Annotated in this window: 17 protein-coding genes and 2 pseudogenes; 12 read left to right on the top strand and 7 right to left on the bottom strand. The window is 69.8% G+C overall.

What is annotated here, in order from left to right; translation table 11 throughout:
- Positions 1-348: 348 nt before the first annotated feature.
- Together ABD346_RS03280 and ABD346_RS03275 are read left to right on the top strand one after the other, a co-directional pair.
- Positions 349-1,119 carry an endonuclease/exonuclease/phosphatase family protein gene (locus tag ABD346_RS03280; protein WP_344371312.1) on the top strand — a complete coding sequence of 257 codons (771 nt, stop codon included), beginning with the start codon at positions 349-351 and terminating at the stop codon, positions 1,117-1,119.
- A gap of 169 nt (positions 1,120-1,288) precedes the next feature.
- Positions 1,289-2,809: an FAD-dependent oxidoreductase gene (locus tag ABD346_RS03275; protein WP_344371311.1), complete on the top strand. Its 1,521-nt coding sequence runs from the start codon at positions 1,289-1,291 to the stop codon at positions 2,807-2,809.
- A 287-nt stretch (positions 2,810-3,096) separates the two neighbouring features.
- On the opposite strand, the gene ABD346_RS03270 is transcribed toward ABD346_RS03275, so the two are convergent.
- The 3 genes from ABD346_RS03270 to ABD346_RS38580 all read right to left on the bottom strand — a co-directional run bounded on the left by ABD346_RS03270 (position 3,097) and on the right by ABD346_RS38580 (position 4,827).
- Entirely contained in the window at positions 3,097-3,894 is a 798-nt protein-coding gene (locus ABD346_RS03270) for a VOC family protein (RefSeq protein ID WP_344372148.1), read from the bottom strand.
- Between the two features lie 160 nt (positions 3,895-4,054).
- Complete coding sequence (locus tag ABD346_RS03265; protein ID WP_344371309.1) at positions 4,055-4,597, bottom strand: hypothetical protein; 543 nt, start codon at positions 4,595-4,597, stop codon at positions 4,055-4,057.
- Positions 4,564-4,827 carry a maleylpyruvate isomerase N-terminal domain-containing protein gene (locus ABD346_RS38580; RefSeq protein WP_381227100.1) on the bottom strand — a complete coding sequence of 88 codons (264 nt, stop codon included), beginning with the start codon at positions 4,825-4,827 and terminating at the stop codon, positions 4,564-4,566. The genes ABD346_RS03265 and ABD346_RS38580 overlap by 34 nt, the downstream gene beginning before the upstream one ends.
- Positions 4,828-5,063: 236 nt before the next feature.
- On the opposite strand from ABD346_RS38580, the gene ABD346_RS03260 reads away from it, so the two are divergent.
- From ABD346_RS03260 to ABD346_RS03230, 7 genes are all read left to right on the top strand, one after another.
- Positions 5,064-5,342: a polyprenyl synthetase gene (locus ABD346_RS03260; RefSeq protein ID WP_344371307.1), complete on the top strand. Its 279-nt coding sequence runs from the start codon at positions 5,064-5,066 to the stop codon at positions 5,340-5,342.
- Positions 5,332-6,387, top strand: coding sequence for a polyprenyl synthetase family protein (locus tag ABD346_RS03255; RefSeq protein WP_344371306.1), 1,056 nt, complete (start codon positions 5,332-5,334; stop codon positions 6,385-6,387). Before ABD346_RS03260 ends, ABD346_RS03255 begins: the two co-directional genes overlap by 11 nt.
- Positions 6,388-6,481: 94 nt before the next feature.
- A complete protein-coding gene (locus ABD346_RS03250) occupies positions 6,482-7,645 on the top strand; it encodes an oxygenase MpaB family protein (RefSeq protein ID WP_344371304.1) in 1,164 nt (387 codons plus the stop codon).
- A 257-nt stretch (positions 7,646-7,902) separates the two neighbouring features.
- The gene (locus tag ABD346_RS03245) at positions 7,903-8,613 is read left to right on the top strand and encodes a VanZ family protein (RefSeq protein ID WP_344371303.1); all 711 of its coding nucleotides are present in this window, start codon (positions 7,903-7,905) and stop codon (positions 8,611-8,613) included.
- A gap of 9 nt (positions 8,614-8,622) precedes the next feature.
- Complete coding sequence (locus tag ABD346_RS03240; protein WP_344371302.1) at positions 8,623-9,318, top strand: response regulator transcription factor; 696 nt, start codon at positions 8,623-8,625, stop codon at positions 9,316-9,318.
- On the top strand, positions 9,311-10,411 hold the full coding sequence (locus tag ABD346_RS03235; RefSeq protein WP_344371301.1) for a sensor histidine kinase: 1,101 nt from the start codon (positions 9,311-9,313) through the stop codon (positions 10,409-10,411). Before ABD346_RS03240 ends, ABD346_RS03235 begins: the two co-directional genes overlap by 8 nt.
- 394 nt (positions 10,412-10,805) lie before the next feature.
- Positions 10,806-12,434 carry a class I adenylate-forming enzyme family protein gene (locus ABD346_RS03230; protein WP_344371299.1) on the top strand — a complete coding sequence of 543 codons (1,629 nt, stop codon included), beginning with the start codon at positions 10,806-10,808 and terminating at the stop codon, positions 12,432-12,434.
- 186 nt (positions 12,435-12,620) lie between these two features.
- On the opposite strand, the pseudogene ABD346_RS03225 reads toward ABD346_RS03230, so the two are convergent.
- Positions 12,621-12,719: pseudogene (locus tag ABD346_RS03225) on the bottom strand (aldo/keto reductase); the annotation flags it as partial.
- A gap of 123 nt (positions 12,720-12,842) precedes the next feature.
- Between ABD346_RS03225 and ABD346_RS03220 the strand changes: the two are divergent.
- A complete protein-coding gene (locus tag ABD346_RS03220; protein WP_344371297.1) occupies positions 12,843-13,394 on the top strand; it encodes a TetR/AcrR family transcriptional regulator in 552 nt (183 codons plus the stop codon).
- Positions 13,395-13,536: 142 nt separating this feature from the next.
- On the opposite strand, the gene ABD346_RS03215 is transcribed toward ABD346_RS03220, so the two are convergent.
- The gene (locus tag ABD346_RS03215; RefSeq protein WP_344371295.1) at positions 13,537-14,073 is read right to left on the bottom strand and encodes a hypothetical protein; all 537 of its coding nucleotides are present in this window, start codon (positions 14,071-14,073) and stop codon (positions 13,537-13,539) included.
- Between the two features lie 369 nt (positions 14,074-14,442).
- Here ABD346_RS03215 and ABD346_RS03210 point away from each other — a divergent pair.
- Positions 14,443-14,811: pseudogene (locus ABD346_RS03210) on the top strand (DSD1 family PLP-dependent enzyme); the annotation flags it as partial.
- Between the two features lie 87 nt (positions 14,812-14,898).
- On the opposite strand, the gene ABD346_RS03205 reads toward ABD346_RS03210, so the two are convergent.
- Entirely contained in the window at positions 14,899-15,666 is a 768-nt protein-coding gene (locus ABD346_RS03205; RefSeq protein ID WP_344371293.1) for a polysaccharide deacetylase family protein, read from the bottom strand.
- Between the two features lie 207 nt (positions 15,667-15,873).
- Positions 15,874-17,205, bottom strand: a complete 1,332-nt coding sequence (locus ABD346_RS03200; protein ID WP_344371290.1) for a phosphatase PAP2 family protein — start codon at positions 17,203-17,205, stop codon at positions 15,874-15,876.
- A 430-nt stretch (positions 17,206-17,635) separates the two neighbouring features.
- Between ABD346_RS03200 and ABD346_RS03195 the strand changes: the two genes are divergently transcribed.
- Positions 17,636-17,836, top strand: coding sequence for a DUF6229 family protein (locus ABD346_RS03195; RefSeq protein WP_053728018.1), 201 nt, complete (start codon positions 17,636-17,638; stop codon positions 17,834-17,836).
- Positions 17,837-17,850: the final 14 nt, after the last annotated feature.

Here is a 17,850-nt window from a genome sequence, read left to right as displayed (position 1 = left end):
CGTGGGTGCGCTGATGAGGAGCGCGAGCAGGAGTGCGAGCAGCAGCCGGGCTTTGCCGGGCCGGGGGCGCCGCATGGTCTCGCGCCGGGGGCGGGCTGCGGGCAGGCCAACCGGCAGCGGACAGTGCGACCAGTACGACGAAGAGAGCGGCCGTCACCAATGTGGCAGCCCACGACCGCTGCGGCCAGGGGGAGTTGGGCGCCCCGGAAGAGATGACCGCGCGCTGCCAGAGGGCGCCCCGCGCGGTCCCGGTCGCTGAGGTCGTCCCGTACGCCCGTGCCGGCTGGGGCGTGCGGATTCGGGGACGGCCGGTGATGGTCCAGCCCCGCGTACGGTGGGGTGGTGAACATGGCTCGTGCTGTCACTCTCAATATCTGGGGACGGGGCTCGGCCTGGCGCCGTCGGCTGCCCCTGGTCAGGGACGAACTCGTACGGCTCGCTCCTGACCTCGTCGGTCTGCAGGAGGTGTGGCGCAAGGGCTCGCGGTGTCAGGCTGAGCAGATCGCCGATGCCCTCGGCTATCACGTCACCTACGCGCCGGCCCACACGGCGCGCAGCCGCGCCACCCAGGGCAATGCTCTGCTCAGCCGGTCACCCGTTGCTCGGTACGAGGTGCTCCCGCTGACGACGCCGGGTGTCGAGCCCCGGTCGGTGCTGTGCGCCGAGGTGGGCTCGACGACCGTGCTCGTCACGCATCTGACCTGGGAATGGGAGTACGCGCACATCAGGCAGGAGCAGGTGCGATTCCTCGCGGAACTCGCGGCCGGGCCCGCCCGGCACGGCGTCGTCCTCCTGGGCGACCTCAACGCGGCCCCGGACACGGACGAGATCCGGTGGCTGACCGGCCGCATGCAGGACGCGTGGGCGTGCGGCGGGGATGGTCCGGGCCACACGTACACACCCGCCAACAGGCATGCGCGCAAAGCCCGCGAACCGGCGCGGCGTATCGACTACATCCTCACGACCGGACTCCGGGCGGCGCACGCCGAGTTGGCGTTCACCACACCGCACCTCACCCCTCGCGGTTCGCTCTGGCCCTCCGACCACTTCGGCGTGGTCTGCGACCTGGCGTCCGGCCCGCACCGGTCGCCGGATACGGCAGCGGCGACCGAACGGTGACAAGGGGGAGCGTTTGGTCCTGCCCCGGCGTCGGATTCATCGGCGCTGTCGGTCCGCTGTCGGTGGCGTGTCGGGGACTGTAGGTCCGGTGTCGGTGAGGTCTGGCAGCTTTTGAGAGGTCCTGCCGGGGTGCCCATCCCGGCGGTGGGGATGGGGAAGGGGATCTCTCATGCATGACGTAGTGATCGTGGGGGCCGGGCCGGTCGGTCTGTTCCTCGCCTGCGAGCTCGGGCTCGCAGGCTGCTCTGTCCTGGTGCTTGAGCGGGAGCCGGAGCCCGGCTCTCCGTGGCGGGCCGACCCGCTCGGCATGCGAGGCCTGTCCGACGCGTCGGTCGTAGGGTTCTACCGCCGGGGAATGCTGCATCCGCTGACGGCGGCCGCGATCGTCAGCGACGAGCCCGACGCGGACTCCGACACTGACGAGCCGTCACCCCCGCGCATGGCAGGCCACTTCGCCGGCATGGTGCTGGATGCGGCCAACGTCGACGTCACCGCTCTGCCCTACCGGCTGCCCACCCCGGCACCGGGTTTCATGCTGATCAGCCTTGACGCGGTCGAGTCGGTGCTGTCCGAGCGGGCGGCCAAGCTGGGCGTGGAGATCAGGCGTGGCATCACCGTGGACGCCCTCGCGTCGGACGAGGAGGGCGTGCTCGTGCACGCCGGTGATCAGGAGTACGCGGCACGCTGGGTCGTCGGCTGTGACGGGGGACGCAGTGCGGTGCGCAGGCTCGCCGGGTTCGAATTCGAGGGCACCGAGCCGCAGTTCACCGGTTACACCATGCATGCCACCCTCGCCGATCCCGAGAAGCTGAGCCCCGGGATCAATCTGACGCCGACGGGCATGTACGTACGGATGCCCGCCGACGGGCACATCGGCATGGCGGACTTCGACGGCGGCGCGTTCGACCGCTCGCAGCCGCCGACCCGCGAGCATCTTCAGACGGTTCTGCGCCGCGTGTCCGGCACCGACGTGACGGTGAGCGACGTGCGTCTCGCGTCGAGCTTCACCGACCGGGCGATGCAGACGACGACCTACCGGCGCGGACGCGTCCTGCTCGCGGGCGACGCCGCCCACATCCACTCGCCCCTCGGCGGCCAGGGACTCAATACCGGCATCGGTGACGCCCTGAACCTGGGCTGGAAGCTCGCGGCGACGGTGAACGGACACGCTCCGGACGGGCTGCTCGACACTTACACCCAGGAGCGCCACCCGATCGGCGCCCGGGTGCTCGACTGGTCGCGCGCCCAGGTGGCGGTCATGAAGCCGGACCCGCATGCCCAGGCGATCCAAGGAATGATCCGCGACCTGCTCGGAACCCGGGACGGAACGACGTACGTCTTCGAGAGGATCTCGGGGTCGTCGATCCGCTACGACCTCGGCAGCGAACATCCCCTGGTCGGCCGCAACGCCCCGGATTTCCGCCTCGAAGACGGCACCCGCCTCGGCGACCTGATGCAGGACGGACGAGGCGTCGCGCTCGACTTCAGCGCCGACCGTCGCCTGCAGGCTTCGGCGATGGGCTGGGAGAGCCGGCTGCGGTACGCGGCCGGGCCGGCGAGGAACGACCTCGGACTGGGCGCCGTGCTCGTCCGCCCCGACGGGGTGGTCGCCTGGGCAGGCGATCGCAGCCCCGATCCCGAGGTGTTCGAGCGGGCCGTCGGCAATTGGCTCGGCAGCCCGGAAATCTGAGTCCCCATTCCTTTCTCCTCCCCACCCGATTTCGAGGAGCGCACATGACGATCAGACTCCAATCAGGCAGCACCGTGATGTTCACCGGCGATTCGATCACCGACTGCCAACGGCTGGAGAGCGAGGACGGTCTTGGGTACGGCTACCCGTTGCGCGTCGCGGGCGAGTGGGGGCTCCGGCACCCGGACCGGCAGGTGACCTGGCTGAACACCGGGGTCGGGGGCCACAAGGTGATGGATCTCGAAGGCTGCCCCGGTCCGGCTATCGGGGCAGCGAACCGCGCGGGCTCAGGCGGGCTGTTCCGGAGAGCTCGCGGTGATCACCGCGAAGGTGCCGCCCTGCGGGTCGGCGAGGACGGCCATCCGGCCGGCCGCCATGTCGAACGCCGGCGCCTTGACGCTGCCGCCCGCCCGCACCGTGGCAGCCTGGATGCTGTCGACGTCGTCGGCGTGGAAGTACGGCAGCCAGTGCGGTGGAACTCCGTCCGGCAGGGTGGAGAGGTCCATCATCCCGGCGACCGCGCGACCGGCGACCTTGAGCTCCGTGTACCCCTCGGCGCCCGGCATGGCCGACGGGGCCGTGCTGATCGGCAGGACGGCCGAGTAGAACCGGGCGGCGGCGTCGGTGTCACCGGTGCTCAGCTCGCTCCAGATCAGCGCACCGTGCTCGTTGACGATGCCCGCCCCGTCGAACGTGCCGGGCTGCCAGAGGCCGACGACGGCACCCGTCGGGTCGGTGATGACGCCCATCCGCCCGAGCTCCATGACGTCCATCGGGCCCATCATGATGCTGCCGCCGGCGTCGGTGACCGCCTTGAGGGTGGCGTCGATGCCGTCGGTGGTCAGGTAGGTGGTCCATACGGTCGGCGGCATCGGGTCGGGGGTGGAGCCGTCCGGATTCGAGGCGCGCATGATCCCGGCCACCGGTTTGCCCTTGAGCGTGCAGACCGAGTAGCCGCCGGTCTCCGGTGGGCCGATCTCTCCCTGCCAGCCGAAGAGGTCGCTGTAGAAGTCGAGGGCCGCCTGCTGGTCGGGGACCATGAGGTCGATCCAGCAGGGAGTGCCGGGTTTGTAGGGGCCGTTCATGTCGGGCACGGATGCCTCCGGGGCAGTCGTTCACGGGTGGGGAGGGACGACCCGTGTTTCCCCCCGCCCCCGGCTTCGGAACCGGCCCGTACGGGTGAAGGTGCTCCGGTGTGAGGAGGGAGGGCAATCATTCGGCGGAGTGCAGGCTCGGTGAGGTGCTTCAGTAGCCGCTCAGGAGGGTCCGCACCCGGCGCAGTGTTTCCGGGCCGGCTGAGCTGTGCCAGCGCGACGGGTCGGCGGGGCGTCGTCCCCAGAGCAGCAGGACGCGGGTGGCCGCGTCGCTCTCGATGGTGGCGGGGCCTTCCGGGGCGGCGAGGCGGATGCTGTTGCCCTCGGGGCCCGCGGTCACCACGATGTCGTCCGTGCCCGGTGTGTGCAGCCGGCCCTCGACGCTCCCCTCGGGCCCCAGATCCAGGCAGGCACGGCCTTTGGCCAGCAACGGCCGGCCGACGGACACCACGCTGTGCTCGGTCATCCACGGCTCGGTGAGCGCCTGCACCGATGTCCGGTCGTCACCGCTCAGGTCCCAGCGATGCAGGATCAGTTCCTCGCGCATGTGCTCCGCGAAGAAGGGCACGTTCACAGTCCGGCCGGTCCACATCACCTCCGTGTCGGGTGACAGGTCCTGTGCTGCGGCTGCGGAGATCTCGGTGAGATGCTGGCAGCGGCTCATGAACGCCGACCACAGGTCGGAGTCCGACATCCGTCGGTAGGGGCCTCGCGCGGCTCGAAGCTGCGCGTCTGCACCGGCGAGCCCGCGAGGAACGCCTCCAGCACACGTGCCAGTTCCTCGGCATTGCCCGTCTGATGGACGAGGACGTCCCGCACGGTCCACGCCTCGCACCATGTACCCGCGTCGGGCCTTCGCTCCCGCGCCGCGTGGACGAAGGGCGCGAGCTCCGGCAGCGTGGCGTCGACCTGAGAGGGAATCACGTGCCACGGGTATCCCGGTCGGCCGGTCCGCCAAACCCTTGGGATCGAACGGCGCCCGGTCGGGCGACCGTCCGCACGAAACGCACCGCCGGCGGGCTTCGACGGGCCCGGCCCGTACGGACAAGCGATGCGATCACCCGATCGTGAATTCCTCCGGTCATGGCCCGGGCGCGACGCGATGCTGGGCAGTACGGCGTACGACGGCGTCGCCTGGATGTGTTGTGGGTGGGGGATGGATGGCACACGAAGCGGGACGACGCACGGGCCTGGACGAGCAGGCGGTGCTCCTTGCGGCCGGGCTGGCCGACCTTGCGGTGAGCACGCTGGGTTCGGCGCTGGGGGCGGTGCGGGGGCTGCTGCGCCGCTCGGACGCCGCGGACCTTGCGGAGCAGGCCGAGCACGATCTGATGGCGCGCGGCCGCCTGGTGGTGGACCGGTACGCGACTGTCCCCCCGGCCCATTTGGAGATCCTCGCCCGGCACGCCCTGGCTCGGGCGGCCGCCGATGGCGTCTGACCGGTGGGAGCCGGCCGCGTTCAAGGCCCGCGTCGACGACGTATTGCACCACTTCGTCGCCCAGGAGGCCGAGCAACTGTCGGCGATCGATCCTCAACTGGGCCCGGTGGCACACCAGTTGGAGGCAGTGGTAGCCGACGGCAAGCGGCTGCGAGCGGCGTTCTGCTACTGGGGCTGGCGCGCGGTGGGACAGCCGGACAGCGACGCGCTGATGCGGGCGGCCGCCTCGATGGAGCTGGTGCATGCCGCCGCCGTGGTGCACGACGATCTCATCGACGACAGCCCGCTGCGCCACGGCCGGCCCACGGCGCACATCGCGTTACGTGGTGCCGTACGCCGCCGTCCGCGTGCCGTTGCCGCCGCCAGGTCGCTCGCGATGTTGGTGGGGGATCTGCTGATGTCGCTGGCCGGGCAGTTGTTCGCCACCAGCGGTCTGCCCGCCGCGTACCTGGCGCGGGCCCGCCCGTTGTGGTCGGCGCTCGCCCGGGAGCTGATCGCGGGGGAGTGCCTGGAGATCCTGCGCACCGGGGCCGATCCGGACACCGCGGCGTCGCTGAAGGTGATCCGGTACAAGACCGCCAAGTACACGGTCGAGCAGCCCCTGTTGATCGGCGGTGCTCTGGCGGGGGCCGGTGAGCGGCTGCGCGTCGGCTACTCGTCGTACGGGCTTCCGCTGGGCGAGGCGTTCCAGCTCCGGGACGATCTGCTCGGCCTGTTCGGAGACCCGGAACGCACCGGCAAGGCCAACGCCGACGACGTACGCGGCCACCGCCCCACCGCCCTCCTGGCCGAGACCTGGCGGCTCGCAGCCGATGACGAGCGCAAACAACTGAGCGCCCAGCTCGGCCGACGTGATGTCGGGCCGGACGGGCTGGCAGAGGTCCGCCGGCTGATGTGCCGCCTGAAGGCTCCCGAACGTATCGAAGCCATGATCACCGACCGCGTCGAGGAGGCACTCGGCGTTCTGCACCACCTGAACACGCCCGCGCCCGCCGCCGCTGCCCTGACCGCACTGGCACGTTCGGCCGCGGTCCGTCTGTCCTGACCCGTACAGCGGGGTCGCGTGTGCCCCCGCGGCCGCCGTCCCCGCAGGTCGCCGGATGACCGCAGACGACTCATGGATGACAAGGAGCCCTGTCGTGACCTACACCGAGGCATCAATGGACGCCCTGCGGCAGGCCGGTGACGAACTCGCCGACGCCACCGTGGCCACCCTCTTCGAGCGGGGGGAGGTGGGCAAGTTCAACACCCTGATGCGGTACGTCTCCACCGCCGGCGCTCCCTTGCCGGACGGCCTGCCCGACGTTGCCCGGGAGTACCTCCAGGCCACGAGTGTGCCGCCGGCCTGGGTGGACTGGGGGGAGATGGAGAAGGCCCGGCTGTTCTTCATCGACAACAACGTGCACATCTCCACCGCCCTGTCCTTCGCCTCCATGCCCGCGTGCTACGTCGTACCGCACGTGGCGAAGCTCCTCTCGGCCACCCACGGGCTGAAGTACCCGTCGAAACGGATGGCGGAGACCGGCCAGTTCACGGTCTACCTGATGCAGCCCGACGCCTTCGAGGCCGGCAGCCGGTTCATCCCCGCCGCCCAGAAGGTCCGCCTCCTGCACGCCTCCATCCGCCACCACCTCAAGCGTGAGAACCGCTGGGACACCGGCACATACGGAACGCCGATCTGCCAGGAGGACATGATCGGCGGGCAGATGTTCTTCTCCCTGCTGGTTCTGGACAGCCTGCACCGACTCGGCATCCACATGTCGACGGAAGGCGCGGAAGCGTACTACTACGCCTGGCGCGTGGTCGGTGCCATGCTCGGCGTCGACCAGGACGCCGTCCCCAAGTCCCTTGAGGAAGCGCGCCAGTTCCTCGACCTGTACATGGTCCGGCACATGGGACCGTCCGACGAAGGTGCCCACCTCACCCGGCAACTCATCGACCTCTACGAGGAGATCGTGCCCGGCACCTTCTTCGACCCGATCGTCTCCGCCCTGATCCGCCACCTCGTCGGCGACACCTGCGCCGACTGGCTCAAGGTGCCGCGCACCCGATGGGACACCGTGGTCAAAGCGGTGCCCCACCTCCTCGGCGTACTGGAAACCATCGAAGACCGCTCCCCGCTCGGCGCGTGGGCGCTGGACCGCCTCGGTCACCTCACCGCTGTCCTGGAACTGTCCTCCCTCACCCGCGGACGCGTCATGCACTACGCCATCCCCGAACAACTCAAGAAGGACTACGGCATCACCGGCCCACTGCCGCCCACCCACCGGTGGACGCCGCCCGCGGCCACGGTTTCGGGATGACGTCCAGGACATAGACCTTCCTGGGATCGGTGCAGGGTGACGCTCGAACCGAGCGTGCTCGCGTACTGCACCCGGGGCGAGGAGGCCCCCCGGCTGCGTGTGGGCGAGGGGCGCCTGGAGTTCTGGGACAGACGACTGCCGGGTACAGCCGGAGATGCGCGCGGCTGTCACCGAGTCTCCGAGGGCGCTTCCGTGTATCGCGGACGTATCGAAAATCGCATACGCCGCCGCAACCGCCCGCCGTCTCCAATGGGGGCATGAACCACACCACAACCCTGTCGGCGCAGCCCCGCCGTACGCGCAGGATCGTGTTCCTCGTCCTGGCCGTCCTGGGCGTGGCGGGCGCCGTGTCTGTCGTGCGGCGGCCGCTCATGATGTCTGCTCCGAGATGCATGGCCGGGCAGTGGCACGGCTGCTTCGACACGTTCAACGGTGTGGTGCTCATGACGTTGGTCGCTCTGCCGTTGGCCGCGCTGGTGGTGTGGGCTCTGGCGCACCGGCGGCGTGGCGGCGGTGTCGGCTGGGCGTGGCGGAGGTCGGTGGCCGAAGTGGGCATGGTGCACGGGACGGTGCCGTTTCTGTGGCTGACCATGATGCCGGGCGCCGCGGCCGGCACCGCGCCCGCCCGGGTGAGTCTGGTGCCGCTGCGGGACCTGGTCACGATGGGGCCGGTCGGAGTCGTCGGCAACCTGCTGATCTTCGCGGCGCTGGGGTTCTTCGCCCCGATGCGGTTCGCGGCGCTGGCGTCCGTGCCGCGGATCCTGGCGCTCGGGGCGGGCTGCTCGGCCCTGGTCGAAACCGCGCAGTACGTCCTGCAGCTCGACCGGGTGTCCTCCGTGGACGACGTACTGGTCAATGCCACCGGCGCCGTGCTGGCCGCGCTGGCGTCGCGCCGTTGGTGGCGTACTGCGGCGCAAGCGCAGTCGGACCGGCCTCACTCGGTGCCGGAACACGCACCGGCTGCTTAGGCTTCGGACATGCGCGTACTGATCGTGGAGGACGAGCCCTACCTGGCCGAAGCCGTCCGTGACGGTCTGCGGCTGGAGGCGATCGCCGCCGACATCGCCGGCGACGGAGACGCCGCCCTGGAACTGCTCGGCGTCAACACCTACGACCTCGCGGTCCTCGACCGCGACATCCCCGGCCCCTCCGGCGACGAGGTCGCCCGGCGCATCGTCGCCTCCGGCAGCGGCATCCCGATCCTCATGCTCACCGCCGCAGACCGGATCGACGACAAGGCCTCCGGGTTCGAGCTCGGCGCCGACGACTACCTCACCAAACCGTTCGAGCTGCGGGAGCTCGTCCTGCGGCTGAGGGCGCTCGACCGCAGACGTGCGTACGCCCGGCCTCCGGTCCGGGAGATCGAGGGCCTGCGGCTCGACCCGTTCCGCCGGGAGGTGTTCCGCGACGGACGCTACGTCGCGCTCACCCGCAAACAGTTCGCCGTCCTCGAAGTCCTCGTCGCCGCCGAGGGCGGGGTCGTCAGCGCCGAAGAGCTCCTTGAACGGGCCTGGGACGAGAACGCCGACCCCCTCACCAACGCCGTGCGCATCACCGTCTCCGCACTGCGCAAACGGCTCGGCGAACCATGGATCATCGCCACGGTCCCCGGCGTCGGATACCGGATCGACACGCAACCGGGGGCCGGGCCCGAGGGAGGAGACCGTGGATAGAGCGCGCGGGCTGAGCATTCGCTTCAAGCTCACCCTCAGCTATGCCGGATTTCTCATGGTCGCCGGCGTCCTGCTGCTCGCGGCGGTGTGGCTTTTCCTGCTGCGCTACGTCCCCGAGCGTGCGCTCCTCGTCTCCTCCGACACCGCCTCCACTCATGGTGTCTTTCCCATCCGGTCCAACCTTCTGCATGTTTTCGCTCCCAAGGCAGCGGCAGTACTGGCATTCCTGCTGCTGCTGGGCCTCGTCGGAGGGTGGATCCTCGCGGGCCGGATGCTCGCACCCCTCACACACATCACGGATGCGGCGCGGAGGGCCGGGAGCGGGTCGCTGTCCCACCGGATCCGTATGAAGGGCCGCCAGGACGAATTCCGTGAACTCTCCGACACGTTCGACTCGATGCTCGGACAACTTGAGTCCCACGTCGCCGAGCAGCAGAGGTTCGCCGCGAACGCCTCCCACGAACTGCGCACTCCACTGGCGATCTCGCGCACGCTCCTCGACGTCGCCCGCAAGGAGCCCACGCGGGACCGCGGCGAACTCATCGAACGCCTCCACGCCGTCAATACGCGGGCGATCGACCTCACCGAGGCGCTCCTCCTGCTCAGCCGCGGCGACCGCGGAAACTTCACCCGCGAGAGCGTCGACCTCTCCCTCCTCGCCGAGGAAGCCGCCGAAACGCTGCTTCCCCTCGCCGAACAACGCCGGATCACGCTCGACGTCACCGGCGGGGCGGCCTCCACCAGCGGCTCCGCGGAGCTCCTGCTGAGGATGGTGACGAACCTCGTCCAGAACGCCATCGTCCACAACCTGCCCACCGGCGGCACCGTGACCGTCCACACCGAGGCGCACGGCTCCGCGAGCGTGCTGCGGGTCGAGAACACGGGCCGCCTGCTCCCACCGGAACTGGTGCCGACCCTCACCGAACCCTTCCGGCGCGGAACGGAACGCGTACGCACCGACGAGCACGCCGGCGTCGGACTCGGCCTGGCCATCGTGCGGAGCATCGTCCGCGCTCACGACGGAACCCTCGACCTCGCGCCCCGCCCCGCAGGCGGTCTCGTGGTCACGGTCCGGCTCCCCGGCACGCCGTAGGGGTCGGCCTCGGGGGATACGCGGATATCGGCCAACTGCAAGGCCCTGCCCAGGAGTTCAGAGCCCAGGGATTCGGTGTGGACACGATGCGCGAACGTACCGACGAGCGGCGCCCGAAGCGATGCGGAGGCGGGCCAGGGCCACGAGATCCTCCGCAGCCACACCCGCGGTGCTCCCTTCGGCCACGTGCAGGCCAAGGCGTCGGCGCAGTCGCGTGACGCCCGGTCGGTGGCGCTCCGTCAGGCCGCCGACCGGGCCCGGAACATGGCGGAAAGGGGGGTCGAGAATGATGAAGCCGACGCCGGCCAACTACCCCGCAACTATCACATCGTTGGGCGGCCGGAGATGCACCCTACGATTCGATGGCTTCAGCCCCGCATGCTTGGATGTATCGATGATCGTTAACCCGCAGGAAACATCCACACCGCTGGCGTACCTGGACCGCATTCTGGAGCATTGGCACAAGGACGAGGACGCCGAGGCGCTCGTCCAGGGTGAGCAGCGGCTGAGCCGGGCCGAAGCCCGGCGCCGGCTGTTCCGGCTGGGGCACGCGTTGCGGAAACAGGGGCTTGAGCCCGGCGATGGAGTGGGGCTGTTCCTCGCCAACCGTGTGGACTCCGTGCTGGTGCAGCTCGCGGTCCACCTGATCGGCTGCCGCGTCGTGTTCCTGCCGCCCGAGCCGGGACCTGGCGAGCTCGCCGCGCTGGTCGAGCAGTCCGCCGCCCGCGTCGTGGTCACCGACCCGCGCTTCGCGGAGCGGGCCGCCGACGCCGCGGCCCGCAGTGTCCACGCGCCCGTGCTGCTCAGCCTCGGCCCCTGCGAGCAGGAGTGCCAGGACCTGCTGGCCCTGCAGGCCGAGTGCCCGGCGGAGCGCCCCGACGGCGTGCGGGCCCTGGCGGCGGACGAGCCGGTCACCGTCCTCTACACCGGTGGCACCCTGGGCCGCCCCAAGCTCGCCGCGCACAGCAGCCGGCTCTACGACGCCCTGGTGGACCTGGACGCCCCGGCGGACCCGGCCGAGACCGCTTCGGAGAACTCCCGGTCGGCCTTCCCGGGCATGGATCCGGAGACCGACCGGGTGCTCGTCTCCACGCTGCTCACCCACGGCAGCGGCCACCTCACCTCGATCCAGGCGCTGTTGGCGGGGGTCGCCCTCGTTGTGCTGCCCGAGTTCGAGGCGGGCGCGGCGCTGGAGGTGCTGCGCGAGGAACGGATCACCACCACCATGTTCGTACCGCCGATGCTGTACGCGCTCCTCGACCACCCGGAGTGCAAGGCGGGCGCCCTGCCCCGGCTGCGGCGGGTCGTCGTCGCGGGAGCAGCCTCGTCGCCCAGCCGGCTGCAGCAGGCGGTCGACGTCTTCGGGCCGGTGCTCAGCCAGGGCTACGGGCAGTCGGAGGCGCTGGGCATCACCGCGTTCGCCGCCGAGGACCTCGCCTCGAAGGGTGCCGAGCGGCCCGAACTCTGGGGCAGCTGCGGGCTCCCGATATTCGACACGCAGATCGAGATCCGCTCCGAGGACGGCACGGCGACGCTGCCCGCCAGGCAGGTCGGCGAGGTGTGCGTCCAGGGTGAGACGGTGATGCTGGGCTACTACGAGGACCCGCAGCGCACCGCCGAAGCGCTGCAGGACGGCTGGCTGCGCACCGGCGACTTGGGCTACGTCGACGCCGAGGGTTACCTCTATCTCGTCGACCGCGCCAAGGACATCATCGTCACCGGCAGCACCAGCGACAACGTCTACTCCCGCGTCCTGGAGGACTTCCTGCTCACGCTGCCGGGGGTGCGCAACGCGGCGGCCCTGGGCGTTCCGGACGAGGAGTACGGGGAGGCCGTGCAGATCTTCCTGGCGACGGCCGAGGGTGTGGACATCGACCCGGACGAGGTCGGCTCGGCCGTGACCGTAGAGCTGGGCGAGCTGTACAGGCCCCGGAAGACGGTGCTGCTCGCCGAGCTGCCGACGACGAAGGTCGGCAAGGTGGACAAAAAGGCGCTGCGCGCCGCGTGGGTGAACGGGGCCTGAGGGAACGGGTTCCGGCCGGGACCATCCCGGCCGGACCCGCGCCTCGCCTGCCATCGCGAAGTAGCCGTACGGTCGGCAGTCAGCCAGAGTGTCCGGCTCGGCCCGCGCGGCCTCAGTGATGGGCAAAGCCGGGGATGCCTGCCTTGAGGCGTTCGAGTTCGCGGGCGTCGGAGATGCCCTGGAAGTCGACATGATCGCTTTGCGGGACAGGCCGCCGCCGTTGGGGCTGCCGGGGTGCATGTCATGGCGAACCTTGGTGGCGATGACGACGTCGTCGCGGTGGGCGTGAACCTCCTAGAATGGAGAACGAGCCTAAGCGGAGAACTCTCCGATGGCCCGTTCGGCGCTGGCGGGGGAGTTCTCCGGAGAGCGGTCGAACGCCGCCGCCCGCACCGCCAGGAGGACCCGATGGCCGGCGCCCAGCCACAGCGCTCCGACGCGCTGAAGAATCGCGAGGCGATCCTCCAGGTCGCCCACGACGCGCTCGCCGAGTCACCGCACGCCTCGCTCAACTCGATCGCCAAGCGTGCGGGCGTGGGTCCGGGCACGCTCTACCGGCACTTCCCGACTCGCGAGGCGCTGATCCTGGAGGTCCACCGGCATGGCGTGAACCGCCTGGTCGCTTCCGTGCCGGAAGTTCTCGCCGCCCACGCTCCACTGGACGCGCTGCGGCTGTGGTTCGCCACCCTCGCCGCTTATGTGCGGATCAAGCACGGCCTCGGCGAGGCGCTGCATTCCGCCGCCGCACAGGAGGACGTGAGCGCCTCATGGCCTCCGGTGACTGCGGCCGTCGGCCAACTGCTCGACGCATGTGAGCAGTCCGGAGAGGTGCGTTCCGGAATCGACCCGGTCGACGTCATCATGCTCATGAGCTGCCTGTGGCGCACCCCTGCCACCCCGGACGGCGCCGCCCAGGCTGACCGGCTCATGGAACTGGCCATCCACGGTCTTCGCCCCTGACCGTCGGGCGTGAGCCCGAACGGTCCGCTGGTGAGTTGTGTGGGTGATCGAACCTGGCCGCGGCGCCGCCTTGGTCGGGGCGGCACGTCGGGCTCCGCCAGGGGCTGGGATTGGTGCGGGGTGCCGGGGTTGGTGCGGGACGTCAGCCTTCGTCCAAACCGGACAGGGCCCGGGAGATCATGCGGGTGGCGAAGTCCGGGTCTGCGGCAATGCGGTTGATGTGCTCCGCGAGCAGGAAGGCCGTGACTTCCAGGGGAGTCATCTCCTTCTCGGTCCAGTATCCGTACTGTTTGCGCCACAGGTTGGGGCTCAGGTCGGTGCCGGCGGCGATGACCAGGCCGGCCATGGTGGGGATGGTCTCGGCGCCGACGCTCTTGGGCATCTGACGCATCGTGGCCACCAGGGTGGGCACTACGTACTCGATGACGTCCTTGCCGTGTTCTTCGTGGGTTCTGCGGAGCCACGTCATGAACATGAAGATGAGCGTGCACACGCCGTCCAGTACGTCATCGATTCCCCCGGCGTCCAGCGACGCCGCGAAGTGGTCGGTCAGCGCCTGCTGTTCGGCGTCGGTCCCGGGCCTCCCGCTGTGGATGCCTTTGAGCCGGGAGTCGATCATCATGAGGGCTGTGCCCACATCACCGGCGGGAGCGAACTGCGGGTCGTAGGGCGATGACACGGGATCCCCTCCTCAACCGCCGCGTGGGTGTGCGGCGTGTCCGTACAGTAGACGGACCTTCACTGCGGCCCGAGTGACTCCCGACCGTGCTCGCTCTTGAGGGTGAGCCTGCCCCAAGGGCCTTCGGGAGGCGGGCAGTTCGTGCTGATTCGGGATTCGCGGTGCCCCCCGCGAGACGGCCGTGACGATCCGTTCGTGGCCTGCTGCCGTGTCGCGTGACCAACTGACGCTGATCGTCTCCTCCTCTCCGTCATCGCGTTCCCGGCGTCCCGCTCACCGTGGTGGCGAGTGTCGCTGGACAAGCGCCGAGAGGAGCTCCTTAGATTCGATGTCCATATCTGGACTGAAAGTGTTCGCGGCATGCAGGATGCGGCCGGTCTCGTCGGTTCCACCCCCACGGCCCACGCGGCCGAAGACCGCACCGGCGTCACCGAACTGCGCGCCGACAACTACGTCTTCTTCGACCTGGTGATGGCCGGCATCGGCGTCTGCCGCATCGAGGACCTGGCCCTGTCGGTCGTGGTGACCGTCATCGGACACCGCCCCGCGTACGGGTGGATCGTCACCGACGGCGCCCGCCTGCCCGACCTGCCCATCGGCACCCGCCTGCGCATCCTGCCCAACCACGCCTGCGCCACCGCGGCTCAGCACCACGGCTACCACGTCATCAACAGCACCCGAACGACGAACACCGCCCCGGAGATCCAGGACTTCTGGAGGCGCGTGACCGGTTGGTGACCAGGTGGTGCCCTGGATCAGTCGATGGTCAGGCCAGTTTGCGTGTGCGCATGGGGCGGACCCCGGATGCCGGCACCCGGCCGGGGCTCAGTGCACCGGGAAACCGAAGGCGTGGCCTTCCGACTTGAGCCGGGGGAGGAGCTTGCGCAGGGCCTCGACGGTCTGGGTACGGTCGCCGCCCGCGTCGTGGAAGAGCAGTGTCGGCCCGTTGGGCAGCTCTCGTTCGGCGGTGGCGACGATGACGTCCGTACCCGGACGCTCGAAGTCCTTGGTGTCCACGTTCCAGCCCAGCGGGCGCATGCCCCGGGACGCGGCGAGGTCGCGACTGTACGGGGTGAACGCCCCGCCGGGCGCCCGGTAGTACATCGGGCGTACACCACCGGATGCCTCGGTGATCATGCGTTCGGCGTCGAGTATCTGCTGCGACTGGTAGCTCTGGGGCTTCTTGTCCATGGTGGTGTCGTGCGACACCGAGTGGTCGCACAGCCGGTGCCCATCCGCGACCACCTTCTTCACGAGGTCCGGGTGAGCCTTCGCCTGCGTCCCCACCATGCAGAACGTGGCCTTCACCCCGTACTCCCGCAGCACTTCGAGGACTTTGGGGGTCCATACCGGGTCGGGGCCGTCGTCGATGGTGATGTTGACGCCGTGTGCTCCCGCGTCCGAGGAATGCGCGATGGTGTCCGCGACCCGCTGGATGTCGGAGCTCGGCGTGGCCGACGCCTTCGGCTTCGCATCGTCCGAGGTGCCTGCCTGCGCGGTCCACACCGAGGCGCCGGTGGCGAGGATGGTCACGCCGAGCGCGGCTCCGACCATCTTGCCGTACCAACCCCGCCCACCGTTGTGCCGTGCCATGTTCGCCTCTTCTCGCGCAGTCCCCCGCCGGTCCCTGGTCACCTGGCAGGACGAGGCACGGTGGCCAGGGGATGCCTCCGTTACAGATCACGGACAATTCTGAGAGAGTTCGCGGACAACTCCCCGCGAACGGCGGCCGGAATCATGCCGGTTGGCCTGTTCGCGCCGCCCGGCATCCGTGCCACCCGCGACCTGCCGCGCCGCGACTCAGACGGGTTCGGGTTGCGGTTCCGGCCGGAGCGCTGAAGCGGCCTTCGGTTCCCACGTGTTGGTGATGCGCAGATAGCCGTAGATGACCGAAAGCATCGCCGCGATGACCAGTGGTCCGGACGCCCACGGATGTGCGGCCATCTGCATCGGCAGCCAGCGGTACGACACCAGGAGCGCGGCGAAAACCGCCGTGCCGTACGCGACCAGCTGGATTCCCGAGCGGTCCCAGCCGCGGTCGAAGGTGCGCAGCGCCGCCTCGACGGTGAGCGAGAACACCACGCCGGCGACCAGGTCCACGCCGTAGTGGTAGCCGAAGCCCAGCGTGGCGGTGAGCGTGGCGACCAGCCAGAACGTCCCCGCGTACCGCAGAAGCCGGGGGCCTTTGCGGGAGTGGATGAAGATCGCGGTGGCCCACGCCGTGTGCAGGCTGGGCATGCAGTTGCGCGGGGTGATCCCGTCGTACGGAACCGGGTGCGGGACGGTGATCGGTGGCGGTGTGTGCGGCCACAGGTTGGCCACCGCCCACTGCACGCCGCCGGTGCCGGAGGCGCCCGGACCGTAGGCGAAGACCGGTCCGACCACTGGGAAGATCATGTAGATGGCCGGCCCGAGCAGGCCGATCACCAGGAAGGTGCGCACCAGGTGGTGCCGTGGGAAGCGGCGCTCGGCCGCCACATTGCGCAGCTGGTACAGGGCGACGACGATCGCGGCCACCGCGAGCTGGGCGTAGATCAGGCCGAGAGTCTGGGTGCCGATCGACCCGGTGGCGTCGAGTAGGCGGCCTGCCAGCCACGACGGGTTGCCCAGTGCGTGATCGGCGGTCGCCACGTACGGATCGAGTACGGTCGGGCGGGTCTTCGCCGTGATGAGCAGCCAGGTGTCACCGATCTTGCGGCCGGCCACGAGCAGCAGGCCCAGACCGACGCCCTTCAGCAGGAGCGTGCGCTCACGGCCGGTCCGGCGCGTGACCGCGAAGACCGCACAGCCCAGCATCGCCCACAGAGCGCCGTTGCCGAAGAAATGGCCCTCCGGCACCTTGACGTCCCAGGCCCAGCGCGCGAGCACGAAGACGACGTCGATGCCGATCGCCACACCGGCCGCGATGAACCGTTGCCGCCAGGTGAGCACCACCATCATCAACGCCAGGCCGCCGTACAGCGGCCCCGGCTTGGGCGGGAAGATCAATTCGCGCGCCTGGGTTGCCAGCGGCCCCGGAACGCCGCCGTAGCGACGCGCGGTGATCTCCAGAGCGACGAGGAATCCGAGGGCCGCAACGCCCGCCGCCGCCCACAGGATCACGCGCGGCTGACGCCACGAGGCGAACTTCATTCTGCGGCTTATTCGGCTTATTCGCGTAAATCTCTGTGAATCTGTAGGTATCAATTGTTTTGCCGATGTGTTGTCGGGTACTGGTCGCGGCGGATCACCCTCCCTGTGGAACAGCGTCGATTTCCGGTGGAGGAAGGTGAGGCGGGCGCTTGTCGAAACCTCGATCATGCCATCGGCGTGATTCGGGCGGCTGCGCGGGCCTCGTCCGCCTGGAGTGAGACCGGAGGCGCCGGCCGCGGAGGCTGTCCGGGGAGGGCGCACACCGGGGGTGATCGGAGGGGCGGCCGCTCGGTCCGCGTCCCCGTGGATAGGTGTGCTGCGCATCTCCGACCGAACTACTTTGGCTGGATTGTTCGTCTGGCGGGTGTTCGGATATGGCCATACTCGGGGCTGGGCGATCCGTCCCGATCCCTCTGTCCGGAGGCCGCAGATGCCGCAGACCAGTGTTCCTGCAAGCGCCGTGCTCAACGCCTGGCTGTCGGGCGCGGAAAGCGCGTACGGCCAGCTCAACCCGGCCGGTCCGCTCTATGTCGGCGGCGCCGCCGCCGAAGCCGCGCTGACCGATTCGAGCGACTCCCTCTACGGCTTCTGCTCCAGCCCGAGCGGGTCGCACGGCAGCTGGTGTTGCTGATCGTCGCAGAGCAC

The organism is Streptomyces mauvecolor (genome assembly GCF_039532965.1).
Lineage (GTDB): Bacteria > Actinomycetota > Actinomycetes > Streptomycetales > Streptomycetaceae > Streptomyces > Streptomyces violascens.
Note: the sequence above shows the minus strand (reverse complement) of the source record. Positions and strands in the feature narration are given on the sequence as shown.